Raw genomic sequence first — 16,903 nt, 5'->3', positions numbered from 1 at the left:
TAATATAGAGTAGTCTTATGGCGCTGGAAGGATTTCCTCTGGCAGGCAACCTTATAATTTCATTACGGTTTAAGTAAAGACTTATATTCAGCTATCCTTTTTTTATGAGCGGATATAGAGAGTTTTTTATCGTTTAGCATAACGGCATTGTTATCGAATCGCTCATAAAGCGTTTCATTCTTTTTGTTTACTATACTGCTTCCCGCCGCCGGATTGGCCTCCACATATTCATTTAATCGTTGTACGCCTTGAGTATGTTTGTAAAAACTCACCGGCAGATAGCGGTCTGCTTTATCGGACGGGAGAAAAGGTTCTTCACCACACAGACGTTCACAAATATTATCTTCATGAATTTTTACTAAGTTCATAAATTCAAGCTGAAGTTTTTTGGCGAGCGCCAGGCTAAAAATACCGCATTCAGAAGAGCTTCGTTGAATGTCCAGCTCGACCATAGCAAAATAACAATCAGGCAGTTGTTCACGTTCAAGAGCTGCTTTGGTCCTCAACGCCAGTAAAGCAGGTCCAAAAGCGCTACACGCTGCTGGTTCGAACAAAATCACCGATGTCTTTCCGTCCATAACTCTAAAATCGACGACTGAAATATGGATACCTGAACTTCCCATATTTACGAGAAATCGGGCAGATTCAACGCCTTCCATTCTGGTCTCCTTTATAGAGGAAACAAGCTCATGGACTGACATAACAAATTTAAGATTTAACTCTGGATACTTCTTATTGGCCTGTGCAACAAGAAAAGGCATCATTTCGAGATCGGTTTCCTCGTAACTGATATGAATCCAGCTGCCATCTATAATTTCACTTTCCAGACGCTCAACAATACAGGTCAATGCTTCGGTGTTTAGCTCCCCGCTGACGTCAGGCTGAGGCGATAAACTCGCCCCCATATTACGAGTCGTAGGACTTAGCATACTTTTCCCTCCACATGATAGCTCCTGCACCGAAAATATCATCTTTAACTTTTCAGATTCAATATATTGCCTGCAAAAATATGCCTCAATGATTGAGCCAGGCTACCAACCACCTCCGGATGATTATATATAAGAATTACTACTCAAAAAATCTTTTTTATAATAAAAGCTCAACACATGGTCATAAATGATAAAAAATATTTTAATTCATTCCTACTGCAATCGGTAACGCGCAATTATCGTCAGGTACAGCAGGGTTATGTGCAAAAGCAGTGCGCTGTAAATGCGCGTCTAGTTTCAGTCCCCGGAACAGCGATAGCGGTGAAGAGTCCATCCCCAAACGATACATAACCTTCTTACGATAAATACTGACGGTTTTTGTTCCCAGACCAAATTTTTTCGCCAGTTCAATTGCCGGATGTCCGGAGGATAATAATATCAGCAGCGCATATTTCGCCTGCGTGACACCGGGAGGTAGATTCCACCAGGCGTATTGATTGATATTAAACAATACCTCTTCCGGCGTCTCGCCGGCATTAAAAGCATACGTAGCAGCCACGGTTTTCTTTTGTGGCCTGTGGCAGAAACGCAGCCAGGCTTCCGGAAGACGGAGCTTCTCTCGCTCCGAGCGGATAGCGCAGGATAGTTCGTCTTTTAAAACATAATCCATAACGCCAAAATATTGCAGCACACAGCGATCGATATAATATAAGCGATCTGCCACTACCAAAACTTTACGGTTCTGCAACCGCGTCAGCAACGCATGAAAAAGATAAACATGCTCATGCGGGTTCAAAGCTAAAATCAGCCCGGCGTCCGGCATATCGGATAGGGAATGCAAAAGTGCAGTTAATGAGTTACACGTTTTAACGCACTTTTCCGGATATTTTTGCTTAAAAATAGACTGTAGGGCATAACAATTAGTCCAGTTAATACCGTATATAATTACATTTCTCATTTATTTATCCTTTTTTGAAAACTGACCACAGCTTCGGTAATGATTTTTCTTCCTGGGCGACTACTGCGCAAGTAGATAACGCCTTCTTACTACAAAGGTAATAAGACCAGATACGTTATTACATGCGCAATGTCGTTACCGAAATGAATTCCTTTTACAAATCTGATAATGATTAAATTTGCTGTTTTACTTTACTGTAATCTCTTAGAGTACAACGATTGCCCGGCGCCTGGTGGTCATGTATGTCTGGCAATGAACGCTTTCGATTCCCTTTCATTAACTACATATCACTGGTGTAGCGATACTGAAATATACACTACGATAAAAAAAATATTTGGTATCTGTAACGCAAACAGATAGTAACGTTTAAAATAATTTCACAAATCAATGGTTCATTGTACGCATAAAGCTAAGCGGTGTAATCTTAAAATGCCGTTTAAAAATAGCGATAAAATAAGAAGGCGTATCATAGCCACACATCGTCGCGACTTGTGAAATATTTCCAGCCCCCATACGTAATAATTTTATAGCCTGATTCATACGAGCATCCAGGTATATTTTGCTAAAACTCACCTCTTCAGCGGCCAGTTTTCGCTTCAGACTTGATACGCTCATAAACAGCTTTCCTGCCACCTCAGCCTGTGACCATTTGCGGGTGAGATCGCTGATAATAATGTTATAAACTTTCTCTTTTGTCGTAATTTTTATTGCTCGCTCAAGGAAATCAAACCCACCGGGCTTACGTACAAATGCCGATATAAGATACATCAATGAGAAATATGAATAATCATGATCATCAATACTCACATTACTACAAACCCGTGGACATGCCACACCATGCAAAATAGAGTCAAAAGTATCACTCATCCCTGGCAACAAGTCCGCATGAAAAAAATACTTTGGTTTCGTTTTTAATGATAGCTCTCGATCATTATAGTTTCTTGTACTGTAAAAAACTTTGTAGAATTTTTGCATTAAGTCATAGGAAACTTCCAGTGAAGAAAAATCAATATGCCCTTCTATTTCGCTCATACTAAGCGTGATTGTTTGATCTTTTTCCAATAAAAATAAACACGGCGCAGATTGTTCGATGAACTCCCCAAATTCGTTTTCAATTCGCAAACTGCCTTTATTAAGTTTAAACAATAAGCAGTTTGCGACATAATAGTCTCTTACGTCAGCTAATCCATTTATTAATGGAAATTTGTTCGGCTGTTGAAGGTGATTATTGCTAATGGCCTCAACTGATTTATTCATTGAAGGCAATACCATATTTTATCCTGTGTGCTATAAGGAACTCAAAATCGTTATATTCTTATAAACAAATAATTAAAACTCACAGAGATGATTTAAATCCGATTTTTTTATTATTATAGCCAATAATTACATTCCAACGCGCGTTCATTTCGTCACAAAAAGATACCCTTACAAACTTTATGCACAATTTTGTAATGAAAGCTTACAATATTAATATAATCATTTCAGAATAAAACGGCTGGCAGACATCTTAATAATCCATATACATCAATAAGATAGACACACTGGCATGGTGCATTTTCTGCATTATTTGCTGATATATACACCATACCTTATCACAAATCGCCAGCAATGGGGGTTCACCAGTCAATTGCCTCTTTGTTTTCCCCGCCCGATAAAATAATCTCCTGCATCCAGGAGGTCATTTGTGACTGTGCGTTCATTGTACCAACTAATACCCCGTTTAAAGCCTCATATAAATGGGTGCCCGGTTCAACTTTTGCTAACATGTTTTGTAGCATAGCCGTTTGCTGCTCAAAAGAAACAAAAGCCGAATCACCACTGTTAGGATCTTTGAAGGCATTCATCTCTTGATAAATGCTATCTTTAAGCGTTTCAGAAGAGGCTGACTCAGGAAGCGCCAAAAGTCGTTGGTAGAATGCATCATAAAGATCAACGTCGCCGCCATTGCTTAAAGGCGCGCTATCCACATTATTCAGCATAGCGGCCCTGGCACTCAACGAAACCACACCCGTCGCTTCAGTATCTGCTGTCGGGACCAAATAAGAAGTCGGAATCGTACCCGGTATCACCTTATAACCTCCGCTTGCGTTTTTGTCTTCCATTCATCAATAAGTGCGTTAATGGCGTTATCAGAAATTGTCCGGCAGTCTTGTGGAAGTTCATCAAGATGATGCTTAATGACGCCTACTGCCGTTTCAACAAATTGTTCAGGTGAAAATTCTGCGATCTGATCGCCGCAACTCATGATAAAGCGCTGTTCCTGATGATATTTAAGATTAAAAGTGCCTGGCCAGTTCTCCATAAGCAACACCATCAGTTTTTGGTGATCTTTTTTCGCATTAACTGGCAGTGTTAAAAAAAGTTGCCCCTCAGGCTTATCGAAATCCCTTAGCCACTCATCCAGGACGGTTAAAAGCGTTTCGGGATGGTCGACCGCAGCTGAAAATAACTCGCGGGCATAAATCTGTATTTTTTCCATCCACTTCCAGGCCATTGTCTGATTATCAGTAAGATAAGCGGCGACCTGCTGTAACGCGTCTATCATTCCCTGCTCGTAACCTTCCTGATAGGCGTACATCCGCAAGGTCTTTGCCTCTTCTTCCGCCTCTCGCAAAATACGCTTAGCCCGTTGATGCGCCTGCTGTTCTAATCTTTCAATAGAGAAATAACGTTCCAGCGTTTTACGCTTTATCAGTATCCCCTCAACAGGCGAAAGCGGGGACGGTATTGGGATATTTTTGAGCATATTGTAAGGCCAGTAGCAAAATTGACATTTCTACAGCATCCTGCTTCAATGCCTCCTCAATAAATGGAGGAAAAAGCAAAGGAAAACGCTGTGCTAAAGATTCAGGTAAAAATTCATTTAGGGCATTTAACTGTGCATACCCGACGCTAAGTAAAAACCGGTGATTCGGCGCCTTATTGCAGACAGATAAACTTGTTCCCTGATGCATTGCCAAAAATGCTTGCGCCCAATCCGGCAGGCCAAGCAAGGCTCCCTGCCTTGCCAGATCGGCTCTCAGTTTATGGCAACCGAGTAAATACGCTACTTGCGGCAGTCGGCGCCACTGACGCAGCCACAGCTGCGTCAGTGAGTTTTGAATACACTCCTTTTCTCCGTTCTTAAGCCGCCATGCCGCCAGTATTAACTCATTTGCCGCCGCCCTGGCGGCGGGTCTGACAATCATTTCCGGCGCTATCTGCAACCGCTGAGGATGGATATACGATAACGGATCAAAAATGATTCTTTGCCAGATAATGGGTAATGGCTGCCTATTCATTTGACGATTTCGCCTTATCATCAGCCGTTATGCCTTTCTTATTGCGGGCATAATGGTTTTTGTAATACCAGACGCCAAAGCCTGCTGACATCACGGATAACAAAATAATCAACACAATCCAACTGGTTGCAAAAGAATTACGTTTTACTGGTGTGCCGGGAGCCTGTAATTGGGCATCAGAACGTTCTGACAACACAACAGAAATGTTGTCATAATCCACATCGGCAAAACTATTCTTTAAGAAACGCTTGATATCGCTGATCTGATGCGCAAGCGGCGAACCTCGTTCATATACGGCTAATGCCGACAGATGAACAGGTTTTGGCGGGCGGCCATTTTCACCAGCATCAATATCATAACTAATATGGACCCTGGCGGAGAGCACGCCCTCCATCGTCTGTAATGACTGTTCCAGTCGCTGTTCAATAGCCGAATATAACCTGGCCTTTTCAGCTCGCGGAGACGATACCAGCGAATCCGCCGGGAACATCTGCGCTATTTCCACCCGTGGCCGGGGAGGAAGCTGATAAGTTTTAATCCAGTACACCGCAGCGGTAAAATCAGGCTCAGCAACGGTAATGCTATAGCCCAATTTTCCGCTATCAATTTTATTCGCCTCTATATTGTGCATTTGCAGAACGGCAATGACCTCATTAGCCTGTTCCTGGTCCAGTCCTTTTAAAAGATCCTTATCCTTACAGCCGGCAAGGGTCATTACCAGCAGAAAAGTATATAGATATCGACGAATCATGAGCGTAATAGCGTTTCAACAGCCCCGACTCCTTTACGAGTAAGGGTACTGACCATAGAAACATACAGGTTATAATCTGAAATCATCTCTTGCGAAATAGCCAGCTCTTTAGGATCCGTCACCAGATTAGGGTCCTCAATCCTGTTGGTAATCGTCTGTTTATCCACAGCCGTGGCAATCGCCGAACCAGAAAAAGCCTGGAGTAGCCGGTCATCCAGCGAGACAATGTCCGTTTCCATAGACCTGATATTGACCGCCTGCCCTATAACGGCATTCTCAGGGACAATAGTTGCAATCGACATAATCCACCTTATAACTGATTAACGGAAGTTCTGAATAATGGCAGCATCAATATCCTTAAAGACTTTTACCGTGTTCGATTGCGCGTTACGGTACAAGTTATATTCCGAGAGCTTACTCTGATACGCCGCCAGTAGCGCCGGATCGGAGGGTTTTGCTGCTAATTTATCCAGCGCCTCTGTTACCTGCGTTTGTAGATTATCAACGCCCGTATCAAATTTTGCTGAGACGTCATCCAGATAGCCTGACCAAGGTGTTGCCATAATGACTTCCTTATTTACGTTAAATTAAAGTGGGCTTGGGAAATACCAATGGCCTGGGCTCATTTTGATATAACCTTCCGCCCCGTACTGAAATGAGCGCCCCTTGAGCCAGTCATCTTTTAATTCGATCGCAAACTGCACATAGCGTCCTCCCCATGTGCGGTAATAGCTATCGACAAATTGACGGGCTCTGAGTATTTCTACATCATCGAGCGCCCCCTGAATAACAAACGTTACGCCCCCCTTATGATTCCTGCGGGAATAAGGTAACGCCTGCTGTTTTAGCCCCGCTTCCGCCTGGCCTGCTGCGGTAACATCGTCCATCAACGTGATGTTAACCGAATCCGCGTAAGGCATTAGCGCTCTCAGCTTTTGACTTAACACCTCGAGCTCTTTCTTGCTCATCGTGTTTCGCTGGCGGCTTAGCCAGAAAACGGGTTTACGCGGCTCATCGAAATGAAGCCGATAATAAGCCAGCTGCGGATAATAGGTATCCAGCCAGGTAGAGATACGCTTATTTTCTTCGTTTTCGTTAATCACTCGCGCATTTTTATCATAATCGCCCCTCGCTAAAACCTGACGAGCCCACAGCGTATCTCTTTCATTTTGCGCAGCGACATAGAGCATTTTGTCCCGTCCTGGCAACACCTGAAAGCGCTCCTTCTCCTGCCCCAATAACGAATCGAGCTCTGCGGCCTGCCGCTGCGGCGAGTTAAGTATCCATAACGTCCCCACCGTCCCAATTCCCAATATAAGAAACCCGGCCAGTGCTGCTACAATTCCGTTTTTAAAACGCGGCTCGTTCTTTTTTGCAGACGTTTCTAACTTCTCAGGCTGCTCGGGCACCCACGGCTCGCTTTCCGGGCGAATCAGGATAAGCAATTCACCGACCTGTATTGGCGTATTTAATTGCACCGAACGAGATTCAGAATTTCCTTCTTTCAGCTCATGGAGTATAATTTCGGTCGCATCCGTATCCACCTGGATTTCAAAATTTACTCCGCCATGGTCCAGCGGGATAAAAAAGCTATCGGCAGGTATATCAGGGAGTTGACCTGAAGCAGTGAGCGCATCACTCTGACCTACCACAAAGAGTGTTCGGCCTGTCAGCAATGGAAACTCACAGCCGTTCAGTGAGCTGTTAAGTAATCGAACTATGTATGGCCCTGGGCTTGTTATCGTCTTCTCTTTTGATGTTTCCATATATACTGTTAGCGATGTCTGTCGTTCTCGATAGCAGCAGATTACCGCACAGGACACAGGGATTCCTGATGAAAATAGAATGAAAAGTGAGAAATAAAATCAATTTATTCTGTATAATGCGTCTCAACACATATTAAAAGAACCATCATCCCCATTGGGGCTTAAACTACTGTAGATAAATTACCCAAATTTGGGTTCTTTTGGTGTAACAATCAGACCATTGCCAACACACGCTAATAAAGAGCATTTACAACTCAGATTTTTTCAGTAGGATACCAGTAAGGAACATTAAAATAACATCAACAAAGGGATAATATGGAAAATGTAACCTTTGTAAGTAATAGTCATCAGCGTCCTGCCGCAGATAACTTACAGAAATTAAAATCACTTTTGACAAATACCCGGCAGCAAATTAAAAGTCAGACTCAGCAGGTTACCATCAAAAATCTTTATGTAAGCAGTTTCACTTTAGTTTGCTTTCGGAGCGGTAAACTGACGATTAGCAATAATCACGATACGATTTACTGTGACGAACCTGGGATGTTGGTGCTCAAAAAAGAGCAGGTAGTTAACGTGACGCTTGAAGAGGTCAATGGCCACATGGATTTCGATATACTCGAGATACCGACGCAACGACTTGGCGCTCTCTATGCACTTATCCCAAACGAGCAGCAAACCAAAATGGCGGTACCCACAGAGAAAGCGCAGAAAATCTTCTATACGCCTGACTTTCCTGCCAGAAGAGAGGTATTTGAACATCTGAAAACGGCGTTCTCCTGTACGAAGGATACAAGCAAAGGTTGCAGTAACTGTAACAACAAAAGTTGTATTGAAAATGAAGAGTTAATTCCTTATTTTCTGCTGTTCCTGCTTACTGCTTTTCTCCGACTCCCGGAGAGTTATGAGATCATCCTTAGCTCGGCTCAGATAACGTTAAAGGAGCGCGTTTACAACATTATATCTTCGTCACCCAGTAGACAGTGGAAGCTTACGGATGTTGCCGATCATATATTTATGAGTACGTCAACGCTCAAACGGAAACTTGCAGAAGAAGGTACCAGCTTTAGCGACATCTACTTATCGGCAAGAATGAATCAGGCAGCAAAACTTTTACGCATAGGCAACCATAATGTTAATGCTGTAGCATTAAAATGTGGTTATGATAGCACGTCCTACTTCATTCAATGTTTCAAAAAATATTTTAAAACTACGCCATCGACATTCATAAAAATGGCGAACCATTAACATTTTTTGTATCTGTCACTTAAGTAAAGATTTTTATTAAAATTGTAATAATTTAAAATTCAGACTGCGCATTAACACGCTCTATCAGGATGGGAGGCTATTCAATATCATTGTTCTGTCCGGAAGACAGCTTATACTGATATCTCTGGTAATTTAAAGTAAGGCTGATTATATAACACGATTTTTGTGAACTTGTCATCGCTATGATGACTGGTAAAACGATATTGCCTTATTCACAGCGTAAGAATTCGTCCAGATGACACTATCTCCTTCCGGCTTTAACCCTGTGGATTAAGGCCGGCATTTTATTCATATTTATACATCATCCGTTCCCTCTGAGAACTATTTGCCTGAACGGTTTATACCGAAACAGTCACGCTTGTTAGCTTTCTGCCAGGCATACCTCCTCTCTTCCTCCTGATATCGATATAATGCCTGGGGCCAGCCTGAGGATGATACTGCTCATAACCCTCCTGCCTTTTTGACGCTATAACTGAAGGGAGTAAAGAAAAGACGATATCATTATTTTGCAAAAAAATATAAAAATAAGCGCACCATTAAAAACAGTCTTTCATTTATATTTTGGAACCTAAGACAAATTACACTCTTAAACTTTCAACGAATGGTCATTTAGTGGAAATCTTCGAGAAAAATGGTTCTGATGGTGTAATTATCAGACCATTAACCATGAAGATATAATAAGCAGCATTTACACCCAAAAAAAATGCAGTAAGATAGCTACAAAACTAATCTCTATTGCAATGAGGCCAAGTTAAATATGTAAATATTTAGATGCCCGGCGCTGACTCTCTCTGCACCAGGATATACGGCAGCGTCCATTCGATAATCACAGTTAGTTATAACAATATTATTACCAACATGTCAGTTATTTAAAGCACAGGCATAAGCTAAATAATCAAATGTTAAAAACATATAAACCCGAGCCCGTAGAATATGACATTAAGCTCATAATAAAAGCTCAACCTGACCGTTAGTACTAACAGCAGAATTACTGAAACAGTAGATTCTATCCTAACGACTTGTATTAGTTATTATAACTTTTCACCCTGTAAGAGAATACACTATTATCATGCCACATTTTAATCCTGTTCCTGTATCGAATAAAAAATTCGTCTTTGATGATTTCATACTCAACATGGACGGCTCCCTGCTACGCTCAGAAAAGAAAGTCAATATTCCGCCAAAAGAATATGCCGTTCTGGTCATCCTGCTCGAAGCCGCCGGCGAGATTGTGAGTAAAAACACCTTACTGGACCAGGTATGGGGCGACGCGGAAGTTAACGAAGAATCTCTTACCCGCTGTATTTATGCCTTACGACGTATTCTGTCGGAAGATAAAGAGCATCGTTACATTGAAACACTGTACGGACAGGGCTATCGGTTTAATCGTCCGGTCGTAGTGGTGTCTCCGCCAGCGCCGCAACCTACGACTCATACATTGGCGATACTTCCTTTTCAGATGCAGGATCAGGTTCAATCCGAGAGTCTGCATTACTCTATCGTGAAGGGATTATCGCAGTATGCGCCCTTTGGCCTGAGCGTGCTGCCGGTGACCATTACGAAGAACTGCCGCAGTGTTAAGGATATTCTTGAGCTCATGGATCAATTACGCCCCGATTATTATATCTCCGGGCAGATGATACCCGATGGTAATGATAATATTGTACAGATTGAGATAGTTCGGGTTAAAGGTTATCACCTGCTGCACCAGGAAAGCATTAAGTTGATAGAACACCAACCCGCTTCTCTCTTGCAAAACAAAATTGCGAATCTTTTGCTCAGATGTATTCCCGGACTTCGCTGGGACACAAAGCAGATTAGCGAGCTAAATTCGATTGACAGTACTATGGTTTACTTACGCGGTAAGCATGAGTTAAATCAATACACCCCCTATAGCTTACAGCAAGCGCTTAAATTGCTGACTCAATGCGTTAACATGTCGCCAAACAGCATTGCGCCTTACTGTGCGCTGGCAGAATGCTACCTCAGCATGGCGCAAATGGGGATTTTTGATAAACAAAACGCTATGATCAAAGCTAAAGAACATGCGATTAAGGCGACAGAGCTGGACCACAATAATCCACAAGCTTTAGGATTACTGGGGCTAATTAATACGATTCACTCAGAATACATCGTCGGGAGTTTGCTATTCAAACAAGCTAACTTACTTTCGCCCATTTCTGCAGATATTAAATATTATTATGGCTGGAATCTTTTCATGGCTGGTCAGTTGGAGGAGGCCTTACAAACGATTAACGAGTGTTTAAAATTGGACCCAACGCGCGCAGCCGCAGGGATCACTAAGCTGTGGATTACCTATTATCATACCGGTATTGATGATGCTATACGTTTAGGCGATGAATTACGCTCACAACACCTGCAGGATAATCCAATATTATTAAGTATGCAGGTTATGTTTCTTTCGCTTAAAGGTAAACATGAACTGGCACGAAAATTAACTAAAGAAATATCCACGCAGGAAATAACAGGACTTATTGCTGTTAATCTTCTTTACGCTGAATATTGTCAGAATAGTGAGCGTGCCTTACCGACGATAAGAGAATTTCTGGAAAGTGAACAGCGTATAGATAATAATCCGGGATTATTACCGTTAGTGCTGGTTGCCCACGGCGAAGCTATTGCCGAGAAAATGTGGAATAAATTTAAAAACGAAGACAATATTTGGTTCAAAAGATGGAAACAGGATCCCCGCTTGATTAAATTACGGTAAAATCTGAGAGAGGAGATATGCATTATTTTTTTATCATCGTAATCTGGTTGCTTAGCATAAATACGGCATGGGCTGATTGCTGGCTTCAGGCTGAAAAAATGTTCAATATTGAATCCGAACTACTTTACGCTATCGCCCAGCAGGAATCGGCGATGAAACCTGGCGCCATTGGTCATAACCGAGATGGTTCAACCGATCTTGGCCTGATGCAAATTAACAGCTTCCATATGAAAAGGCTGAAAAAAATGGGGATTAGTGAAAAACAGTTGTTACAGGACCCCTGCATTTCTGTCATTGTGGGCGCCTCCATTTTATCAGATATGATGAAAATCTACGGTTATAGCTGGGAGGCCGTTGGCGCTTATAATGCCGGGACGTCGCCGAAACGATCGGATATAAGGAAACGTTATGCTAAAAAAATTTGGGAGAATTACAGAAAATTAAAAGGAATGTCAGCAGAAGAGAAAAACAAAAGACTTTCTATCGCGGCAAACAAATAATTATACAGAAATAGCTTACTTTCAGATAGTTCTAAAAGTAAGCTATGTTTTTATCAGCTTGCCGTCGTCATAAGCAACTGGGCTTGCATTGCTTTTAGTTGTACAAACTGTGAGGCGTCTTCCAGCATTCTATTGTTCCGTGAATCCCGGAAATCTGCACGTACCTGCTCCAGATTACTATGAGGATTATCCTTAAGTACAAGGGCCGCCGCCATCGTTCCGGTTCTCCCCACTCCGCCCAGACAATGAATCATCGGTAAATGCTTATCTGATGAACTACGCCCCGGCGCGCCATTTTGGTTACTATTTTTCACCCTATCCGCCAGGTATTCTAACTGATCCGTAGACGGTAACGGCTGGTGATCTGGCCAATTTTTCACATGCAATACCGGGATTGTATACCGCTTTTCCCCGCAGGACAGTTGCATATTGTATTGGTCTATCGCTTCTCCCTGACTGGCTGAGCTCACTTTTTGGCTGTTGGTATGCACCTCGCCAAAGGTGTAGCTCCCTCTGAAATAGGGTGGTAATTGTTTTGCCTGCATCTGATCTTCCGACGTTAACACCACCAGGCACGAGCATTCTTTTTCAAGAAGCATTTTCATATGCGCTTCCAGCGCATCCGGCGTATTTTTTGGGTACGAACCGGCTAATGCCACAGGCTTACCGTCAAAAGTTAACGTATTCACTGGCACAGGCATTCCATCGCTCAGTTTCACCTGGGTTTGCTGATTAATTGGAATGCTGCTGACCGCAAATCGTGCCAGGCCCAGTGTCGGTCCGCTCATCGTCTGTGGCATTGGCGCGCCGGCTTCTATTTTCTCAAGTTCAGCTGTAACATTTTTCAGTTCTTTAGCAATAACGTGAATTTTTTTTACAGCCTGGGTTAATTCATGAGTAGAGGCTTTATCAACCCACCTCTCAACCTCTCCTCCACAGGTTCCCCATTGTGAGAACCGGGCTACACCGACCTGAATATTTGTTAACGTTGTAACATAATCATTAAGTTGTTTAGCCTCTGGAATTTTATTTAAATTCTGTAAATTCGTCATTAATGAACGCAGCGGGCCGTTACCTGAAGCCATCTCCTGGAAGTTTTCTCGCAGGCTATTTCCATCCATTTGTTCCAGTTGCGGTAATGTTCTTTTAAGTCCCTTTAGCGCGATATCGAGTAAAGGTTGCTTACTTTCTGCTCCAACATCGTTATTTTTTTCTGCCACTTTTGTATCGCCGCCTTTTATGACTAAAGCGGCATTCCTGACACCAACATTATCCTTGCTCTTAATAAGGTTTATAAACCCTTCGTCAGCAGCTTTTACACACTCCGTGATCTGCACTGCTAAACGTTGGGTAAGGGGTTTGTTCATATTTATACGGGACATTAACAGTGCGTCATTAACCGCTGTTTCCCCATATTTTTCCGTTAGTGCATGGAGAAATGTCTGTAAAATCTTTTGGTCCTGTACTCTGATATTTTCCGTATGTTTTTGCACCACTTCAGTGTTTTTAAATAACGGCATTTTTCCAAGCCAGGTTAATACTTTTGACGAAAATTTTTCAGGCGCAACATATGCCTTATCAGTATTTTCCTTAGCAATATAAAGTCGGGCATCATTCGACACACCAACTTTTGAAAACGAAGACAACGTTAAATTATTCAATTTTCTCTCCTCATACTTTAGCATATTCCTGCAGTATGTTTTTGAGCGCTTCCTGCTGATTCACAAATGACTCAAGCTGCGATATAATATGGTAAGTATTTGTCAGATCGGTAATTGCATGTATAAACAACAACGTCTCTGCAGCATCAATATACGCTAACGTACCTTCATTATTCGCAGCCAGTTCACCATTAATCACCATAATCTGCCGCCAGATAGAATCGCCACAAACAGGCGATAACGGTATAATCATACCGTTCAATAACCAGATATCATCTTTAGCTTCAATAGACGTAAAAATATCGCTATCGAGTAGTAATAAGCACTGATTGTTGTCGTCAAAAGTGAGCGGTAAACCCAATTTCTCACCAATATTAGCGATAATATCCTGGTGTGCTTGCAATTTACTTTCCTCTTAAATTATATCTTTTATAAGATTGCTTCTTCAAATTTAATCTGGTTACACAATGTCTTGATATTTTTTCGCGCCCATCGCCGGGCGCAATATTTCTCTCCTTTAATCCAGTAGAATAGCCATTCACTACGCATCGGAACACATATCAGCAACTCCTTCGGATCATTTTCAACATGACGTAACTTGCCTTTAATAACAAAACGCGGACTGTCAGCAATATCATCATATATTGCAGCCATACCTGAACCGGGTACTACATGTGTGATGATTTTCATAACAATTAATCTTATTCAATTGTTGTCAAGCGAGAGAAAAATACTACACCCTGGACTCAAGACTTTTTTTAACAACACGGCATATATCCGCAAAGGTCGTCATATCAGGAAGATCGTTTTCATTGCAACTAATGTCAAACTCCTCACTAAGACCAAATACAATATCAATTAAATCCAATGAGTCAGCGTAAAGATCCTCAACCAGATGGGTCTGACCATTGATACTATCAACATCAACGGCAATACAGGAGGTGATCACTTTTTTGACTCTTGCTTCAATATCCATATTCATCGCATCTTTCCCGGTTAATTAACGCTGCATGTGCAAGCCATCAACGGTAGTAATAACCCGATCCACGCCAGGTTTATTCAGGTATGACTCGTAAGCCGGGCCAGCTCGCCAGCTACCGTCTCCGATAAGGCCGTCCAGCACATTACTTAACACATAGTCAGTTTCCCCTTTTAGCCTGGTCAGCCCCGCCTCTCTGGCAAACTGCAGTGCAATCTCAGCCAGTTTTTCTTTTTGTGGATGATGAGTAATGACCTCTTTGAGAGTCTCCATTTTCGCTTTCAATTCTGGGTGCTTGTCAATATCGCTACATTGCGCTTTCAACGCTGCACTCTTTATCGTGTCATTGGGTAATATTTCCGCACGCAAGCCGTCAAACGCTCTGCGTACAGGGAACGGTGTGGAGGTATCTGGCTCCAGGGCTTTACGTATCACACCCAAAAACGTCTCACGGGCGTCGAAATGCATTGAATGCATATTCGTAACGCTCGGTACTGTTGAGAGGAAACTATTTTGCTTAAACTTCAAACCAGAAAATGGGCCAGTCTTATCTGTCTGACTATTATCATTATCGGTCGTACCGGCTTTATTACCTGTAATTACCGTCGTGTCTGATTGTAAGGTATCGGTTTTAACATTCTCGACGCCAGCCAGTTGACTGGCAAGCGGCTTCACATTCACAATCTCTGCCGTCTGGCTTTGCTGTTTATTATCATCAACGCCGTGCACCGTGGCCTGTACCGGCTTGCCGATAATGCTCTTGCTGGTTACGCCATCGACTTCATCAAAAGAGGTTGTTTCACCCGTAGTGCCCTTTTCTGACGTGACCACCTTTCCATCTTTACTTTCGGATGAAGCGTTGGTCACAGCCTCTGCCGTCGCATGAGCCGTGACGTCAATTTTACCCGCGATGCCATGGTCAATTGCCCCTGTGCTGGCGCTGTGTGCCGTCTCCGTTTGATGCGTAGTCGAATCCACACGCGAATGACTATGACTTACGTTGCTGCTGTTAGTCGAATGGTGTGACTCGCCATTGCGTTGGCTGTTATCAATAAATGTTCGGCTATTATCAATCGTCTTCCGGCTATTATCATGGTTGCTATTATCGATATGGCGCTGGCTATTATCGACATGGCTTCGGCTATTGTTAATATGCTTACTGTTATCCACGCTATGGTTACTGCTATCAATATTAATATTGATATTAATACCCGTAGGTTCTGCTTTTTTCCCACCATCAGGTACTGGTCCAGCCGCAGGCTCCGGAATTTTAGGGTCAGGCAGTTTATCTGCAGGAATTTGTGCAAAAACATTACGTAGCAGCAGGGGTATCAACGTTTGCATTTCAAGGTGCCGGGCTTCCCGTCCTACGCTGGTACCCTGCTCTTGCGTTAATTTTTGGTGGCACATATCAAGCGCCTCAACCGCCTTCGCTGCCGCTTTGTCAACAAGGTGCGTAAGATTGCTGCGGGTTAACGGATCTAACGTACAGCCAAAGTTATGTTCAATGCAGCTGGCAATATAGGGCATCACCTCCTGCATAACAAGATTCGTCGATAATTTACTTAATTCACCACCAGTGTTATTTTTGATAATATCTAACAGCTGCTTTTCCAGGTTTTCCAGCTTCGCTTCCGCTTTCTTTGTTTCTGGCAGCCATGGCCCAAAAGCTGACTTTTCTTTCAGGCCATCTTTTATGATTTGCGCGGTATACTCTGCCCCCACCTTCATCAGTAGCGTCTTCGCCTCAGGAGAATCACTGGTGGCGTTGAGCGCTGAACGAAAGAGCCCGGCAAACTCCATTATCGCTTTCTTACCGGCGACATTATTTGAATTGGTAAAAACTTCTTTTAACGCCTCAGCGTCTTTCCCGCATTTAAACAATGCATCCAGACTCGCCTGTTTGATCAGCGCGGGAAAATCTTCCAGTTGCGGGCCTTTAATTTCCCCTGACAGCGTCGTTGTGGCACTTTCTCTGACTGCGGAAAGATTCGCCGCAAGATTCGTGGCCTGCGTTTTGATCTCGGTCTGCATACCTGGCATTATGACGGGGGGCTGAGTCCTTACACTTGTAACCATTA

18 protein-coding genes are annotated in these 16,903 nt (G+C 42.8%); 3 read left to right on the top strand and 15 right to left on the bottom strand.

The genetic code is table 11. The annotated features are described in order from the left end of the window. Positions 1-62 precede the first annotated feature (62 nt). The 10 genes from avrA to prgH all read right to left on the bottom strand — a co-directional run bounded on the left by avrA (position 63) and on the right by prgH (position 7,685). On the bottom strand, positions 63-971 hold the full coding sequence (gene avrA, locus J4617_RS10125) for a type III secretion system YopJ family effector AvrA (RefSeq protein ID WP_077905364.1): 909 nt from the start codon (positions 969-971) through the stop codon (positions 63-65). 160 nt (positions 972-1,131) lie between these two features. Beyond that, on the bottom strand, positions 1,132-1,887 hold the full coding sequence (gene sprB / locus J4617_RS10120; protein WP_001246659.1) for a transcriptional regulator SprB: 756 nt from the start codon (positions 1,885-1,887) through the stop codon (positions 1,132-1,134). Positions 1,888-2,271: 384 nt separating this feature from the next. Continuing rightward, entirely contained in the window at positions 2,272-3,159 is an 888-nt protein-coding gene (hilC, locus tag J4617_RS10115; RefSeq protein WP_000243998.1) for an invasion transcriptional regulator HilC, read from the bottom strand. Positions 3,160-3,503: 344 nt separating this feature from the next. After that, positions 3,504-3,956 carry a type III secretion system effector protein OrgC gene (locus J4617_RS10110; protein ID WP_000612179.1) on the bottom strand — a complete coding sequence of 151 codons (453 nt, stop codon included), beginning with the start codon at positions 3,954-3,956 and terminating at the stop codon, positions 3,504-3,506. Beyond that, a complete protein-coding gene (gene orgB, locus J4617_RS10105) occupies positions 3,953-4,633 on the bottom strand; it encodes a type III secretion system linker protein OrgB (RefSeq protein ID WP_000916654.1) in 681 nt (226 codons plus the stop codon). The genes J4617_RS10110 and orgB overlap by 4 nt, the downstream gene beginning before the upstream one ends. Then, positions 4,590-5,189: an oxygen-regulated invasion protein OrgA gene (gene orgA, locus J4617_RS10100; RefSeq protein ID WP_001574876.1), complete on the bottom strand. Its 600-nt coding sequence runs from the start codon at positions 5,187-5,189 to the stop codon at positions 4,590-4,592. Before orgA ends, orgB begins: the two co-directional genes overlap by 44 nt. After that, the gene (gene prgK, locus J4617_RS10095) at positions 5,161-5,919 is read right to left on the bottom strand and encodes a type III secretion system inner membrane ring lipoprotein PrgK (protein WP_000621238.1); all 759 of its coding nucleotides are present in this window, start codon (positions 5,917-5,919) and stop codon (positions 5,161-5,163) included. Before prgK ends, orgA begins: the two co-directional genes overlap by 29 nt. Further along, entirely contained in the window at positions 5,916-6,221 is a 306-nt protein-coding gene (gene prgJ / locus J4617_RS10090) for a type III secretion system inner rod protein PrgJ (protein ID WP_000020431.1), read from the bottom strand. The genes prgK and prgJ overlap by 4 nt, the downstream gene beginning before the upstream one ends. 18 nt (positions 6,222-6,239) lie before the next feature. Further along, complete coding sequence (gene prgI, locus J4617_RS10085; RefSeq protein ID WP_000235228.1) at positions 6,240-6,482, bottom strand: type III secretion system needle filament protein PrgI; 243 nt, start codon at positions 6,480-6,482, stop codon at positions 6,240-6,242. A gap of 24 nt (positions 6,483-6,506) precedes the next feature. After that, positions 6,507-7,685 carry a type III secretion system inner membrane ring protein PrgH gene (gene prgH, locus J4617_RS10080; RefSeq protein ID WP_017465873.1) on the bottom strand — a complete coding sequence of 393 codons (1,179 nt, stop codon included), beginning with the start codon at positions 7,683-7,685 and terminating at the stop codon, positions 6,507-6,509. A gap of 315 nt (positions 7,686-8,000) precedes the next feature. On the opposite strand from prgH, the gene hilD reads away from it, so the two are divergent. The 3 genes from hilD (at position 8,001) to iagB (ending at position 12,182) form a co-directional block, all read left to right on the top strand. Next, positions 8,001-8,930 (top strand): transcriptional regulator HilD, encoded by a 930-nt coding sequence (hilD, locus tag J4617_RS10075; RefSeq protein WP_000432699.1) that lies wholly within the window; start codon positions 8,001-8,003, stop codon positions 8,928-8,930. A gap of 1,090 nt (positions 8,931-10,020) precedes the next feature. Continuing rightward, entirely contained in the window at positions 10,021-11,682 is a 1,662-nt protein-coding gene (gene hilA, locus J4617_RS10070; RefSeq protein WP_001120085.1) for a transcriptional regulator HilA, read from the top strand. Positions 11,683-11,699: 17 nt separating this feature from the next. Beyond that, on the top strand, positions 11,700-12,182 hold the full coding sequence (gene iagB, locus J4617_RS10065) for an SPI-1 type III secretion system invasion protein IagB (protein ID WP_000558928.1): 483 nt from the start codon (positions 11,700-11,702) through the stop codon (positions 12,180-12,182). Between the two features lie 53 nt (positions 12,183-12,235). Here iagB and sptP read toward each other — a convergent pair whose 3' ends face one another. Genes sptP through sipA form a run of 5 tightly spaced genes read right to left on the bottom strand, consistent with a single transcriptional unit; the run spans position 12,236 to position 16,901 of the window. After that, positions 12,236-13,867 (bottom strand): SPI-1 type III secretion system effector GTPase-activating protein SptP, encoded by a 1,632-nt coding sequence (gene sptP / locus J4617_RS10060; protein WP_000922300.1) that lies wholly within the window; start codon positions 13,865-13,867, stop codon positions 12,236-12,238. Next, entirely contained in the window at positions 13,854-14,246 is a 393-nt protein-coding gene (gene sicP, locus J4617_RS10055) for a chaperone SicP (protein ID WP_001147851.1), read from the bottom strand. The genes sptP and sicP overlap by 14 nt, the downstream gene beginning before the upstream one ends. 26 nt (positions 14,247-14,272) lie before the next feature. Next, positions 14,273-14,533, bottom strand: a complete 261-nt coding sequence (locus J4617_RS10050) for a hypothetical protein (RefSeq protein ID WP_000692250.1) — start codon at positions 14,531-14,533, stop codon at positions 14,273-14,275. A gap of 43 nt (positions 14,534-14,576) precedes the next feature. Continuing rightward, complete coding sequence (locus J4617_RS10045; protein WP_001055579.1) at positions 14,577-14,825, bottom strand: acyl carrier protein; 249 nt, start codon at positions 14,823-14,825, stop codon at positions 14,577-14,579. An 18-nt stretch (positions 14,826-14,843) separates the two neighbouring features. Then, positions 14,844-16,901, bottom strand: coding sequence for an SPI-1 type III secretion system effector SipA (sipA, locus tag J4617_RS10040; protein WP_000258819.1), 2,058 nt, complete (start codon positions 16,899-16,901; stop codon positions 14,844-14,846). Positions 16,902-16,903 lie beyond the last annotated feature (2 nt).

It is taken from the genome of Salmonella sp. 32010601201800023SM, from assembly GCF_017572235.1.
In the GTDB taxonomy this organism is placed as follows: domain Bacteria; phylum Pseudomonadota; class Gammaproteobacteria; order Enterobacterales; family Enterobacteriaceae; genus Salmonella; species Salmonella enterica.
The sequence above is the reverse complement of the archived record's forward strand: the minus strand, read 5'-3'. Positions and strand labels throughout refer to the sequence as shown.

What these genes read in the sequence shown, in the direction of transcription:
- J4617_RS10050 (WP_000692250.1), bottom strand. Translation starts at nt 14,533, where the DNA reads ATGAAAATCATCACACATGTAGTACCCGGTTCAGGTATGGCTGCAATA.
- prgH (WP_017465873.1), bottom strand. Translation starts at nt 7,685, where the DNA reads ATGGAAACATCAAAAGAGAAGACGATAACAAGCCCAGGGCCATACATA.
- hilD (WP_000432699.1), top strand. Translation starts at nt 8,001, where the DNA reads ATGGAAAATGTAACCTTTGTAAGTAATAGTCATCAGCGTCCTGCCGCA.
- sprB (WP_001246659.1), bottom strand. Translation starts at nt 1,887, where the DNA reads ATGAGAAATGTAATTATATACGGTATTAACTGGACTAATTGTTATGCC.
- prgJ (WP_000020431.1), bottom strand. Translation starts at nt 6,221, where the DNA reads ATGTCGATTGCAACTATTGTCCCTGAGAATGCCGTTATAGGGCAGGCG.
- sipA (WP_000258819.1), bottom strand. Translation starts at nt 16,901, where the DNA reads ATGGTTACAAGTGTAAGGACTCAGCCCCCCGTCATAATGCCAGGTATG.
- prgI (WP_000235228.1), bottom strand. Translation starts at nt 6,482, where the DNA reads ATGGCAACACCTTGGTCAGGCTATCTGGATGACGTCTCAGCAAAATTT.
- hilA (WP_001120085.1), top strand. Translation starts at nt 10,021, where the DNA reads ATGCCACATTTTAATCCTGTTCCTGTATCGAATAAAAAATTCGTCTTT.
- prgK (WP_000621238.1), bottom strand. Translation starts at nt 5,919, where the DNA reads ATGATTCGTCGATATCTATATACTTTTCTGCTGGTAATGACCCTTGCC.
- avrA (WP_077905364.1), bottom strand. Translation starts at nt 971, where the DNA reads ATGATATTTTCGGTGCAGGAGCTATCATGTGGAGGGAAAAGTATGCTA.
- orgA (WP_001574876.1), bottom strand. Translation starts at nt 5,189, where the DNA reads ATGATAAGGCGAAATCGTCAAATGAATAGGCAGCCATTACCCATTATC.
- orgB (WP_000916654.1), bottom strand. Translation starts at nt 4,633, where the DNA reads ATGCTCAAAAATATCCCAATACCGTCCCCGCTTTCGCCTGTTGAGGGG.
- J4617_RS10045 (WP_001055579.1), bottom strand. Translation starts at nt 14,825, where the DNA reads ATGAATATGGATATTGAAGCAAGAGTCAAAAAAGTGATCACCTCCTGT.
- iagB (WP_000558928.1), top strand. Translation starts at nt 11,700, where the DNA reads ATGCATTATTTTTTTATCATCGTAATCTGGTTGCTTAGCATAAATACG.
- sptP (WP_000922300.1), bottom strand. Translation starts at nt 13,867, where the DNA reads ATGCTAAAGTATGAGGAGAGAAAATTGAATAATTTAACGTTGTCTTCG.
- hilC (WP_000243998.1), bottom strand. Translation starts at nt 3,159, where the DNA reads ATGGTATTGCCTTCAATGAATAAATCAGTTGAGGCCATTAGCAATAAT.